10 protein-coding genes are annotated in these 13,195 nt (G+C 57.6%); 4 read left to right on the plus strand and 6 right to left on the minus strand.

All coding sequences use genetic code 11. From position 1 onward, the window contains the following. Positions 1–119: 119 nt before the first annotated feature. The gene (locus FFI16_RS14165; protein ID WP_138815769.1) at positions 120–1,025 is read left to right on the plus strand and encodes a LysR substrate-binding domain-containing protein; all 906 of its coding nucleotides are present in this window, start codon (positions 120–122) and stop codon (positions 1,023–1,025) included. Positions 1,026–1,181: 156 nt separating this feature from the next. Next, complete coding sequence (locus FFI16_RS14170; RefSeq protein ID WP_138815768.1) at positions 1,182–5,399, plus strand: glycosyltransferase family 32 protein; 4,218 nt, start codon at positions 1,182–1,184, stop codon at positions 5,397–5,399. Positions 5,400–5,448: 49 nt separating this feature from the next. Here the strand turns inward: FFI16_RS14170 and FFI16_RS14175 are convergent, their stop codons facing one another. Further along, on the minus strand, positions 5,449–6,030 hold the full coding sequence (locus FFI16_RS14175; RefSeq protein WP_138815767.1) for a GNAT family N-acetyltransferase: 582 nt from the start codon (positions 6,028–6,030) through the stop codon (positions 5,449–5,451). 8 nt (positions 6,031–6,038) lie between these two features. Continuing rightward, positions 6,039–8,294, minus strand: coding sequence for an arginine/lysine/ornithine decarboxylase (locus FFI16_RS14180; RefSeq protein ID WP_056859488.1), 2,256 nt, complete (start codon positions 8,292–8,294; stop codon positions 6,039–6,041). A gap of 215 nt (positions 8,295–8,509) precedes the next feature. Between FFI16_RS14180 and FFI16_RS14185 the strand changes: the two genes are divergently transcribed. Continuing rightward, positions 8,510–8,863 carry a colicin E1 family microcin immunity protein gene (locus tag FFI16_RS14185; protein WP_178112679.1) on the plus strand — a complete coding sequence of 118 codons (354 nt, stop codon included), beginning with the start codon at positions 8,510–8,512 and terminating at the stop codon, positions 8,861–8,863. A 6-nt stretch (positions 8,864–8,869) separates the two neighbouring features. On the opposite strand, the gene FFI16_RS14190 is transcribed toward FFI16_RS14185, so the two are convergent. From FFI16_RS14190 to FFI16_RS14205, 4 genes are all read right to left on the minus strand, one after another. Next, positions 8,870–9,976 (minus strand): colicin-like pore-forming protein, encoded by a 1,107-nt coding sequence (locus tag FFI16_RS14190; protein ID WP_256666255.1) that lies wholly within the window; start codon positions 9,974–9,976, stop codon positions 8,870–8,872. A gap of 242 nt (positions 9,977–10,218) precedes the next feature. Next, positions 10,219–10,959 carry a DNA polymerase III subunit epsilon gene (gene dnaQ, locus FFI16_RS14195; protein WP_178112739.1) on the minus strand — a complete coding sequence of 247 codons (741 nt, stop codon included), beginning with the start codon at positions 10,957–10,959 and terminating at the stop codon, positions 10,219–10,221. 79 nt (positions 10,960–11,038) lie between these two features. Next, entirely contained in the window at positions 11,039–11,491 is a 453-nt protein-coding gene (gene rnhA, locus FFI16_RS14200; RefSeq protein WP_017136932.1) for a ribonuclease HI, read from the minus strand. A 32-nt stretch (positions 11,492–11,523) separates the two neighbouring features. Then, complete coding sequence (locus tag FFI16_RS14205; protein ID WP_017136933.1) at positions 11,524–12,282, minus strand: class I SAM-dependent methyltransferase; 759 nt, start codon at positions 12,280–12,282, stop codon at positions 11,524–11,526. A 65-nt stretch (positions 12,283–12,347) separates the two neighbouring features. On the opposite strand from FFI16_RS14205, the gene gloB reads away from it, so the two are divergent. Next, the gene (gene gloB / locus FFI16_RS14210) at positions 12,348–13,115 is read left to right on the plus strand and encodes a hydroxyacylglutathione hydrolase (protein WP_138815763.1); all 768 of its coding nucleotides are present in this window, start codon (positions 12,348–12,350) and stop codon (positions 13,113–13,115) included. Positions 13,116–13,195 lie beyond the last annotated feature (80 nt).

The following is a 13,195-nucleotide window of genomic DNA, read 5'->3' on the forward strand; positions in this document are numbered from 1 at the left end:
TTTGTATACCCTGCCCGTGACAGTGACATACCCACTGACGGTAGCCAACACTCCCCCATGCCTGTGCTCTTTTTTACCCAGGCATTGAAACCCCACCGCACTGAACATAGACTCCGGCGATGCGTTTACGTCATATCGAAGTGATTCAGGCCATCTTGCAGACCGGACATCTCGGCACGGCCGCCGAATGGTTGCAACTCCCCGTGGGCGATGTGGACGCGACCCTCAAGGACGCCGAGCAGCAATTGGGCTTTATGCTGTTTGCCAGTGTGCGCGGACGTTTGCAAGCAACCCGCGAAACCCTGGAGCTGCAGGCTGAAATGGCCCATCTCTATGAGGCGCTGGAGCCAGTGCAGCGCCTGGCCAGCCGCCTGAAGCACCATCATGCGCCGACTTTACGTACGCTGTGTACGCCGCCCCTGGCCAATCAACTCTTGCCACAAAGCCTGGCGCTGCTGCGCCGGCGCTATCAGGACACGCCGTGCAACCTGTCGAGCCAGCCAACGCGGGAGATCGTCAGGAGCCTGTTGCTGCGTGAAGCCGACGTGGGCCTTAGCCTGCATGATCCGCAACACCCGCAAATCCAAAGCACCGTGCTGGCCCAGGGCAAGTTGCAACTGCTCGCGCCCCATGGCTGGCTCAAACCCAAGCAAAAGTACATTGCGCTGCAGGACCTGGCCGGGCAGTCGATGATCGGGCTGGAAGGCCACGACCCGCTAAGCCGTGTGTTGGACGCCAAACTGCAAGCCCTGCGCCCGCTGCCGGTGGTGCAAACGCGGGTGCAGACCTACCAGATGATGCGCAGCATGGTGGAGGCCGGAGAGGGTCTGGCGATTGTCGACCCATTCACCGCCTACGGCGCTCGGGAAGCAGGTCTGGATGCGTGCCCATTGTCACCGCCAATACCTGTGGTCCTTTACGCATTGACGTTGAAGACGTCTGAACCCGCCCCAGCGCTGAATGCACTGCTGGAGATCGTCGCCTCTAAGGCCGACGCCTTGCTGACGGGCACAGCTGCCACCTGACCCGCCCTGCGCACTTTTTTGCATACCCTTTTACCGACACAAACGCTAAACAATCACGTTGGAACCTTGTTCTAGAGACGTCGCACTCAAAGAGGCAGAAAGCACAGCTGCGTGCTTTCCACTGGACGACATACTCTAACCAAGGAAGCGTTTCCTATGACTACTCTCCAACCTGCCCTTTCTCATCAAGCGCTACAGAACCCTGCCAACCTCACTGCGTCGCAGGGCACCGGTGCGCTGGTTACCGCTGAGCCGGCTTTGATTGAAGCCTCAGCCAACGATGCAACACCTGATGATCTGGACAACCCGGCAGCGCTTAAAAAAGCCTTTGCCGATCGGTGCAACTGGGAAACCCTGGCGGCAAAACTGCACACGATTCTGGAAGATCTGCACACCGCCTTCCCCGCCCCCCTTTCCAGTGAGCAGCAAAGTCTGCTTGAGGTCCAACTGGCGTCGCACTTGAACAACGTCTCAGTATCGGTATGCGAAGGCTCCAGTTACTATCAGCAGCACAATCTGGCGCCCACCAGCATCGTCAAACTGGGCACCTTCCTCAGCGGCAGCGACCTGCCCCTTCCCAAAACCCTGGACGCGTTGCTAGCCCTTTATCAGCTAGCGAAAAAGCACGTGCAGACCCCGCCCCTGGGCAACTTCAGCGGCGCGCTGAGCTGGCCGATGCCGCTCTCGACGCAAGACAAACAAGCCATCATCGCCTTGTTGAACACACCTGATTCAGCGCTGCCAGGGTTACCATTGAACGACCCAAAAGGCGTGCTGGGCTATCTGTTGTCCGCCTGCGAGTTGTCCGGCAATGACTATAAATATCCCAGCAGCGCAGTCGAAACACTGCTGGGGTCGGCCAAGGCGCAAGCGCTGGGCCAGGCCATTCAAAACCGTTTGGGCGGCATTGCGACGAACACCAGCGTCAACGACTACTTGCTCGCTGCAATTCAGATGGGGCTTGACCCGCAATCCACCGGCACACCGGCGCGTAACAGCGTTGGCGGCTTTGATCTGGGCCAACAGTCACTCTGGAATCAAGCGCCCAGCGCAGTGATCGAGGCTTTGAGCCGTCACTTGGTCAAGGAAGGTCGGGCCTCTGCGGCATCGGCTGAACTGGCTGCGCGTATGTTGCTGGCTCGCACTGCGCCTGAATACCTGGTCAAGAACATTCCGGCCAACGTGACCTACGGCAGCATTCCCTGGACTCAATTGGCTATCGCTGTGGCCAAGCTGGAAATCGAATCACCGGGACGTGTACTCAGCATGTCCTATCGCGAAGTACTTGCCGCCGCAGAGGGCCTCGACGTCGGCATACCCATCTCACAGCATATCCATCACGAAGCGTTGCATAATTGGGGGGAAGTCAATGGCTACTTGATGGCTGGCACGACGCCCACCGACACTCAGATGCGCGACGTGCAGAACGCCTTCAGCGTCCAGCAAGAAGCTTTGCAAGCCACCTCTCAGGCTCTCGCAACGCCCATCCCGATGCGTGAAAACATGGGGATGGAGCTGCTCAGGGAGAAATTCCCAGGCATACCCGATGAAGTGTTCAAAGCTAAAAGCCTCACGAAAGCCCGGTTGATCAAAGGACGCCCCGGAAGTTTCCCTGGCACGCACTCAATGCTGGACGTCGTCATGCACGGCTCCACAGTCAAAAATGCTGACAACGAACATTGGATTACCAACGACAAGCGCATCCCCATCAAACAGTTTTGCGCGCTGTCCGACAGTGGCGCACTATCGGTAGTCGATGCCTTCAACCAGCAATACAAACCTGCGATTGAGGTGCTGGAGAAAGGCCATACGGGCATGACCCACTACCTGATCTCGACCTTGCCACCGCAGGATCGGAAAAACTTCGAATATGGAAAACTCGAATTTTTTCATACCGACAGCTACCTCATCGGCTTGGACTTCTCGACAAAAACCCTGACCCAAAAAGGCCATACGCTGGATGTGAAAATCACCCGTGAAGGGCAGGTCAATATTTACCGCATTGATACACGCGCCGGGACCATTTCAAAACACAATTACCTGGCTCACATTTACTCGCCACCCTACTCCAGGCTCGACAGCCGAGACGCCAACACACTGCATAGAACCGTGCGATTCAACCCCTTCGAAGACGAGCATACCGAGCAGGCCAAGGAAAAGCCGGCGGCCGTTGAAACGCCACAAATGTACGATTCAGACCGTACCCGCTACATCGCCAAAGTACTCGGTAAACGCCTGGACTTGCAGGGCGATGACCTGCTCAAACATGCACGCGGAACAACGTCCTACGATAAGACTAGCGCAGCGAACACGGCCATCGGCGAATTTTTCCTGAATATGATTCCGTTCAGGTCAGCGATTGTTAACTTCATGCAGGGCAATATCGGCGATGGCTTGCTCGACCTTGGCATGGATGTGATTGGGCTGGTGACCCTGGGCGCCGGCAAGGCCGCGCATGCGAGCAAAGTGGTCGCCAAGGGTGTGACCGGCCTGCGGGGCACAGTAAGAACCGCCCGGTTTCTGGGTACCGTCGTAATCGACGCGGTCAACCCGTTGGGCGGTGGGGGCGACCTTCTCAAGGGTCTCAGCCGCTGGACCTGGTCCAAGGGAAAGAGCGCATTCAATGCCCTCAAGGGCGCCAGCGGCAGCTACGACGTACTCAAAGCGGCCAGCACGCAGCATGGCCTGGTTGCTGTAGGCACCTCCAAGGTTGCCGGTGAAGTTCTGGACAGTGATGCGTTGTTCCGGGGCGGCAACTGGTATGCCTTCGACGCGGCCAAGGGGCGGCCCTACGGTTCACCGCTGAAAGATTTCCAGCCTGCGGTGGCGGCTGCAGGTGATAGGGTCGAAGTCTTCAACAGGCCATCGCTGCGTGACTATGAGGTCAATGTCTCCCCGGCCCAGTTGCAGGTCAAAGGCTTGCAGTCAAACGTCTACGTCGGCCCGAACAATAAAGAATACATAAAAGTCGATGGCAAGCTCTATCAGTCCACTGTCAAGGACGGCCAGCGGGTTATCCAACACCCCAGCGCGCCACGCGACAACATTGCGGTCAAGGACTTGGGCAGCGCCGGTTGGGAACCCTCCGCCACCGCCAATCGCTTGTTCGGCGGTGACTCCCTCTCACCCTGGAAATTAAACCAACACACCTACGTCGTTCCGGTAGACGACGTAAAAATAACCACGGGTTCTTCATACCCCTACACGATCGAATACCGGGGCATGAACATTGTCGCCACCTTTGATACCAAGGTCGGTGCCTGGATGGCTAGTTCGGGTAAAGCCAACGGAAAGGCCGCCGAGTACTTCTGGAGAAGCGCTAAGAAGAAGTGGCAGATGGGACCACTGGAAGAACTTAAAAAAGCCCAGAAGATACCCGAGCACAATTTCAGATTCATCGATGTAACCCCGCCGGCTATCTTGCAGATGCCCAGCAATATCAGGCCCATCCCTACCAACATTCACTACTTCTGGGCGGGTGGCGAAATACCCGACAAGCTGGTCAAGAACATCGCGGCCAATGCCGAAAATATGCCCGGCTTCACATCCATTGTGCACGTCGACGCCGACACTCCAGAGTTGCTGCAGGCCATCAAGCTCAAGCTGGAGAAGGATGCTCCCGGCGTTACCGTCATGAACTTGCATGACGAAGACTTTTTCCAGCCATTGAAAACAACAGAGCTGTACACCTACTTTCGCAACGGCCAGGGGAAAAACCTTGCCGCCACTTCCGATGTGGCTCGCTATCCGTTGATGAATAAATATGGCGGTATTTATCTCGACACCGATGACACGATTAAAGGCGCCGTGGGGTCCGCCGGCTTGAACGCGGGTGACTCGGATATACTGCTCAGCAAACCGGTCGCTCACCAAATCACCGACTACAAACCCTTCTTCAATACCAGTAACTTCGCCACGCAACCTGATAACCCGGTCGTGACCGAAATGATCGCCGAGATGAACCGGCGCTTCACTAAAAACAAGGCGTATTTAGAGGCCAATCGCCCCACCCTCTCCAAAGAGGCCAATGGCAGATTCACCTACACCCAAGATTTTCTGGAGTACGAAGGCAAGATCTTTGAAACCGTCGGCCCGAACATGTTTGACGACGTACTGAAAAGCAAGCGACCTGACATTTACGATGCAGGCTTTGATGGGATAAGCAAAGAAAAAATACAAAAGCTCAATAACAGGTACGTGTCCGGCCCCCCGTTCAAGTTGGAAGATGACACTCGCCAGTATTATCTCAATAAAGGCGTGAGTGAACCGGATGGGCTCACAGAAAGCGTGGCGCAAGCCAAAACACACTACCACGCGCTCCGTGACCAGTTGAAGATCAACATCGGCGCCGAACATTCGTGGATCGATTCCTGACCTGGACCGCTGTACTTCAACGTGGCCTGAACATCAGCCGTCAGCGTGTTCAGGCCATTTGCGACTCGGGCTTAAACAGCCGATACCAGAAAATCGCCACTTCGCGGGTTTGTGGATCAATCCCGCGATAGCGCAATTGATCGATCCCGCCCATCACATACCCGCAACGTTCATACAGGCGGCAGGCACCGAGGTTGTTGTTCTGGGTCTCGAGCATCATGCCCGGCAGATTCTTTTTGCGCGCCCAGAACTGCGCCACATCCAGCAACGCCTTGGCCACGCCATGGCGTCGCGCAGGCAAGGCCACCGCCAGCTCGTCGACATGGGCAAAACCGTTCCAGTTGGTGCTGACCACAACGTGCCCCACCGCGCGATCATCCAGGTACGCCATAAAAATCGCACTGTCGGGAACATCGCGAAAACTGGCGAATTCTTCCGGGTCGATGCCATAACATTTGCGGTACGGCAGGATGCGCTCCACCGCCCATTGATCGACCCGCTGGCCCATCTCCGGCACGCCATAGGCGCTGACCTCAAAGCTGAAGTCATTGCCCCACACGTAGGCGTCAAAGCCTTCGTCGGCGACCCGAACACTAAGCCCCGGATACTTCGGGTTCATTACAGCTTGCATAAACATCCTTAACCCTTGATGCAATCGACGGTGTAACAACGACCACTGCCGTCATCTTCGTGTTGCAACCCATGAACATCAGCGACAAAACCGGGGAAACTGCTATCGAACGTGCGGGCAAATGCCAGGTAGTCGATGATCGAGCGCGTGGATTCAGTAAAGCGCTCGCCCGGCATGATCAACGGAATGCCCGGCGGATACGGCACCAGCATCACGGCTGCGATGCGTCCTGGCAAGGCGTCAATGGAAACGGCTTCGACTTCACCCCTGACCAGATGGTCGTAGGCATCAGCCGGTTTCATCGCAATGTCGGGCAACACCGTGTACATCCGCTTGAGGTGCTTGGCCGTGGCGTTGCTGCGGTAACAACTATGCAACTGGTCGCACAGGTCACGCAAACCCAGGCCTTGATAACGCGCCGGGCCTTCTTTGAACACCGAGGGCAAACAGCTGGCCAGGCTGGCATTGGCGTCATAATTGCGCTTGAACTCCAGCAACTCGGTGAGCAAGGTACTCCATTTGCCCTTGGTGATGCCCATGGAAAACAACACGAGGAAGGAATATAAACCGGTCTTTTCCACCACCAACCCACGTTCCCAGAGGAATTTGCTGACCACTGCGGCGGGAATTCCGCAGTCGCTCAAGGCACCACCGGCGTTAAGGCCGGGCATTACCAGGGTGACTTTGATCGGGTCCAGCAACACATAGTCTTCGGCCACATCGCCAAAGCCGTGCCAATCATCCTGCGGGTGCAACAGCCAATCCGCCGTGGCGACCCGGTCGATGCCGGCCACCGACGGCGGCTGCCAGATCGAGAACCACCAATCTTCGGCTGCAATATGCTGGCGCAGATTGGCCAGCGCACGGCGAAAACTCAGGGCTTCATCGAACATCTCCTGCAACAGCGAGCGCCCGGCCGGGCCTTCCATCATCGCCGAGGCCACGTCCAGCGAGGCGATGATGCTGTATTGCGGGGACGTGGAGATGTGCATCATGAAGGCTTCGTTGAAACGGTCACGGTCCAACTGGCGCGCACCGCCGTCCTGCACATGGATCATCGACGCCTGGCTGAACGCCGCGAGCAATTTGTGCGTCGAGTGGGTGGTGAACACCAGCGGGCTGTCCGGGGTGCGCGACGTGCCCATGCCATAACGCCCGGCGAAGAATTCGTGAAAGGCCGCGTAGGCGTACCAGGCCTCGTCGAAGTGCAACACCTCAACACTGTTGCCCAATTGCTGCTTGATCAGCTCGGCGTTGTAGCACAGGCCGTCGTAGGTGGAGTTGGTGACCACCGCCAGCTTCACTTTCGCCGGCCGGCCACGGGTCAACGGGCTGGCGTCGATTTTGGCGCGGATCGATTCGGGGCTGAATTCACTTAAGGGGATTGGGCCGATAATCCCCAGCTCGTTGCGCTCCGGGCACAGGTACAGCGGGATGGCGCCGGTCATGATGATCGAATGCAGCACCGACTTGTGGCAGTTGCGATCCACCAACACCAAGTCGTCGCGCGCCACCATGGAATGCCACACGATCTTGTTGGCGGTCGAGGTGCCGTTAATCACAAAGAACGTGTGATCGGCACCAAAGTTGCGCGCCGCACGGGCCTCGGCTTCGGCCAAGGGCCCGGTGTGATCGAGCAGCGAACCCAGCTCCGGCACCGACACGGACAAATCCGAACGCAGGGTGTTTTCGCCAAAAAACTGATGGAACGCCTGCCCCACCGGGCTTTTGCGATAAGCCACGCCGCCGCCATGGCCGGGGGTGTGCCAGGAATAGTTGGAGTCAGCGGTGTGCTGTACCAACGCTTTGAAAAACGGCGGCAACAAGCCATCAAGGTAGGCGCGCGCGGCACGCGCAACCTGGCGGGCCAAAAACGGCACAGTGTCTTCGAACAGGTACAGAATGCCGCGCAGTTGGTTGAGCTCACTCATGGCGTCGGCCGGCGCGTTTTCCAGGGTAACCTGCTCGCCCAGGGCAAAGATCGGCAGGTTGGGCGCCCTCACCCGCGCCAGGCGAATCAGCTCGACCATGTTTTGCAGCAGGTGGGTGTTTTCGCCAGCGCCTTCGGCGGCGATCAACATGCACGCCAGGCCGTGATGGGTAGAAGCAACTAATCGGCCTTCGGCGTAATCCACCGCAGAAAAAATACTGAAGCCCTCTTGTTCCAACTCCCTGGCAATGCCTCTGACCCGATCACCGGCAACGGTGTCGGCCTTGATGTCGCGGTGCACGATAAGAACAGGGAACTTCAGGTCTTTGTACATGAGTGCTTTGAGTCCTGGAGGCTAGGTGCTGGCGCACATTCACTGTACTCAGCCAAGCAGCGACTTACACTTATTGCAAATACAGGTTGATGCGACGGCGCGGGCGCAACCGCCTGGCGATTGATCTCGCCCCCCAACGCAACCCGCCTACGTTGAAGCAGGTGATTCGACATGCGAAGATCACAACGACTCAAGCAGCCCTGTATAGATACACCATGAGCACAGCGTATTTTTTAAAAAACCTCGCCATTGCCGCGGGCCTTCTGATCCTGGGCTTGAGTGTGTGGTTTTACAAAGACCCGGTGACCCAGGATATCCACTATGGCTATTTATCCGCCGCACTGCTCAGTACGTTACTGTTCCCACTGTCAAAAAAATTAATCGAAAGCTTCTTCCTGACGTTTACAACCCGATCGTTCTGGACCACGGGCCTGTTCACCGAAAGCCCAGGCAAAAATGGTTTGTATGTCATGTATTACATTGTTTGCATGCTACTGGCGATTCCTGTTGCGGGCGCTTACCTGATGTATGTCGCGATAAAAAAAGTGGCCCGTCAGGGCCACTCTTGAGTCAGCTTACTGACCTGGGTTGATCGCCGCATCAAGTGCGTCGTTGAACGCTTTCACGCGGGCTTCGGAGATATAGGCGCTGGTCAACGCCATGATCATTGCAAAGGCCAGTATGCCGATAGGCGTCGTGGCAGCCACCCCGAAAGCAAAAGCCAGCAACCCCGTCGCCGCAGCGCCTGCAAAGAGCGTTTCGATCTTCAACAGCGTGTTGTTCCACTCACCGGTCTGAAAGCCGTTCTTGACTTCAGTCAATAGATCCACAGCATCTATGGCCTTCCCAACATAACCAAACCCCTTGCTCAACGTAGTGATGTGGTTAGCCAGTTGCTGCGCGTCAACAGCGTCCAACGCGTTTTTAATCGCCAAGCGATCACTCGCATTAAACTTTGCATTCAGGCTGTCTTTGTACTGGTTAAACGCCCTCATCGCCTCATCAACATTGCTGATGGTTTTGCCTTGGGCTTCGCTGGCCAGTTGCTGAGCCAGTTCGGCGAAGTGAGCACCATACTTTTCGCCCACCTCCTTATAAAAGTCAGCGGTGAATTTAATCGCCAGCTGGATATCAACCGCTTCTGTATCGACCTGGTTTTTGCGATCGTTCAGGATCTTGGCTTGCGAATTCGACAATTTTGCATCGAGCCCGGCGTTGTAGGCCTTGAGCCAATCCACGGCGAACGAATAGTAATATTCCGGCGGAAAGCTGCCCGGCGGCATGCGAAAGCCAGTGGTAGGGTCTGCGCCGTCGTAACCCAACGCGATGGTGAACTGCGCCTGATACTCGGCAGCTTTTTGCGTGATCGCATTGCTCAGGCTTGCCGACTCATTGGCCAGCTGTTCAAGCGGCGTGGCGGCACTGGCTTCTGCTTGTGCAGCGATCTGGGTCAATTGAGCCTGATATTGCGCAGGTATCGCATCGGCGCGCTGTGTATAGCTCAGGTCGGCAGCCACTCTGCCGTTGAACAGCAGCTCATCTGCGCGCCGGACAATTTCTGCATTGACGCTCTGAGTCCATCCTGGAACGGGTGGCGGGCCGTAACCACCGCCGAAGCCGTCGATTGAAAAATCCTGCTCTCGCCCCGCAGTAATGACGATTGGGCCAATTTCCAAAGCCATATGTTTCTCCTTGTCTGTCTGTATGAATAGCCTGCGCCGAAGTTTATGGCGCCGACACAAATACTGTACATACATACAGCTTTCGACTCAACCGAAATATGCACAAATGCATAAATACTCAAAGGAGAAGGTAAAAACATCGCCCACAGCGTTCATGCGCCACACGCAAGAAGCGTTGCCGAGCCAGTTAATCCGGGGGTCAAGGTGGGTGTGCGGGCTGATGTGGCCCGCACCCTATGAAGTTATTGCTGAGTCAATTGCGACCACAACGCCGGCGCACCTGCCGACTTGGCAATCGCTTCCAAGCGCGCCGCATGCTCGGCCAAATCCTGCTCGCTGGCACGGATAATGGTGGTCGGCTTGCGATCCGCCGCCAAGCGGCGGATTTCCGAAGGCCGGTTGCCCGAACCTTCTGCCGAGCCGCTGCCATCGGAGGCATTACCCGCCAGGGACAGGCTGGTCTGCCCGCCGGTCATGGTCAGGTAAACGTCGGCGAGAATCTCGGAGTCGAGCAAGGCGCCGTGCAGTTCACGGCCGGAGTTGTCGACGCCATAACGCTTGCACAAGGCATCCAGGCTGTTGCGCTGGCCGGGGTGACGCTCACGGGCCATCATCAAGGTATCGAGGATCGAGCAGTGCTGGGAGATATCCGCACGCTCGGTCTGCCCCATCAGGGCAAACTCGTTATTGATGAAGCCGACGTCGAACGCCGCGTTATGGATGATCAGCTGAGCGCCGTTGATGAAGTCGAAAAACTCGTCCGCCACTTCAGCGAAGCGCGGCTTGCCCTTGAGGAATTCATCAGTGATACCGTGGACGCCAATCGCGCCTTCGTCACTGTCGCGATCCGGTTGCAGGTAGACGTGAAAGTGGCGCCCGGTGAGACGCCGACCCATCAGTTCGACACAGCCGATTTCAATGATCCGGTGACCATCGGTCACCGGCATGCCGGTGGTTTCGGTATCGAGTACAACAGATCGGATGGCCATCAGGGTTCAGCTCTCAACGGTGGTGTGCAGTGTGGTGTGAATCAAGGGGCGCGATGTTAACACGTCAGCCGGCTCAGCTCTGTTTGTAGCCCCGCACTTCATCCACGCCACGATTGGCCAACTGGTCGGCGCGTTCGTTGCCCGGGTGGCCGATGTGGCCGCGTACCCATTTCCAGGTGATGTCATGGCGGTTGCATTGCTCATCGAGCAATTGCCACAGGTCGGCATTCTTTACCGGCTCCTTGGCCGCGGTTTTCCAGCCGCGCTTCTTCCAGTTCACCATCCACTCGTTGATGCCCTTCATCACGTATTGCGAGTCGGTGACCAACAGCACGTCACAGCGACGCTTGAGTTCTTCGAGGCCGCGAATGGCGCCCATCAGTTCCATGCGGTTGTTGGTGGTGTTGGCTTCGCCGCCCCACAGTTCCTTCTCCACGCCTTTGCACACCAGCAACGCGCCCCAGCCGCCGGGGCCAGGGTTGCCCTTGCAGGCGCCATCGGTGAAGAGTTCTACGGTATCGGTCATCAGTTGCTCGGTCTTAAATCAAAAAGAGGGTTTTACGGTTCGCTTTGCTTGCGGTTGACCTTGGCCATCGGCATCGGCACCAGCTTGCCCATGGGCTGACGCGCCACCTGACGCACCGGCCGCAGCCCGACCACGATCTTGCGCGCGACCAATAAATAGAAGCCGCCGCCCGACAGCTGCCAGGCACCTGCGCGGCGCTCCCAGCCGGCCAGCCGGCCTTGCCACTTGGCAGACGCAAGCGGCGGACGATAGCACCCGAAGCGGCGTTTCTCCAGCGCGAAGCCCAGCAGGTTCAACCAGTCACCGACCCGCGACGGCGCGATGCAGCGCGCCTGGCGCAGGCCATCATGGGCGAACACATGGCGCAGGCCCCAACTGCTCCAGGGGTTGATGCCGATAATCAGCAAGTGGCCACCTGGGCGCACGCTGCTGGCGGCCTCGCGCAGCAAACCGTGGGGCGACAGGCAGAAATCCAGGCCATGCTGCAGCACCACCACATCGGCAGCATGTTCGCTCAGCGGCCAGGCCTGTTCCTCGCAAACAATCTCGACCCCAGGCAACGGCGCGCCCAGGCGCACATTGCGTTGCACCTGCGGCGCAGCGGGCGGCGTCTGCGCCGACGGGCCGTAGTGCACCAGGTAACCACCAAAGAACCGGCCCAGCTCGTCTTCGAGCATGCGCCGCTCTTCATCCAACAAAAATTGCCCGATCGGCCCGGACAGCCAATCACGGGCTGCGCTGATCAGGGCCAGCCATTCAGGATCGGCCTGGGCGAACGCTTTATCAGTCATTGCATTCTCCAACTCGCCTAGACGTTCTAAGATGCACCAATGTGTTCAGCTTGGCGAATCGAAGAATGATACAGATCAGTGCCCTGCCCGCCTTCACCGATAACTACATCTGGTTGTTACAAGACCCCGATACCCAACGCTGCGCCGTGGTCGACCCCGGCGATGCCGCGCCGGTGCTGGCCTGGCTCAAGCAAAACCCTGGGTACAGGCTCAGCGACATCCTGATAACCCACCACCATCATGATCATGTCGGCGGCGTCGAACAGCTCAAACAGGTAACCGGCGCCCAGGTCTACGGCCCGGCGAACGAGAAAATCCCGGCGCGCGACGTGGCCCTGCACGATAACGAGCGCATCAGCGCACTCGGCTGGGACTTCGACGTTTATAGCGTGCCCGGCCATACCCTCGGCCATATCGCCTATTACCACCAGGGCGTGCTGTTTTGTGGCGACACCCTGTTTGCCGCCGGCTGCGGGCGCCTGTTCGAAGGCACCCCGGAACAAATGCACACCTCGCTCGAGCGCCTGGCCGCCCTGCCCGCCGACACGCTGGTGTACTGCACCCACGAGTACACGCAAAGTAACCTTAAATTTGCCCAGGCTGTGGAACCGGACAATGCCGATATCGCCGAACGTGTCGAAACCGTCAAGCAATTGCGCGCCCGTGGCGAGATGACGCTGCCGTCCAACCTGGCCCTGGAAAAACGTACTAACCCTTTTCTGCGTACCACCGAAACATCCGTTAAACAAAAAGCGGACGAACGGAATGGTCGCGACAACCGCACTGGGGCCGAGGTGTTTGCTAGCTTGAGGGCTTGGAAAGATAAGTTCTAAGCGGATGCAATCTGATACGGAATTTCTGAATGGTTGACCGGAACCAAAGCGCTTTCTAGAATCGCCCGACATTTTTGCCC

This window comes from Pseudomonas sp. KBS0710 (assembly GCF_005938045.2).
Taxonomy (GTDB): Bacteria; Pseudomonadota; Gammaproteobacteria; order Pseudomonadales; family Pseudomonadaceae; genus Aquipseudomonas.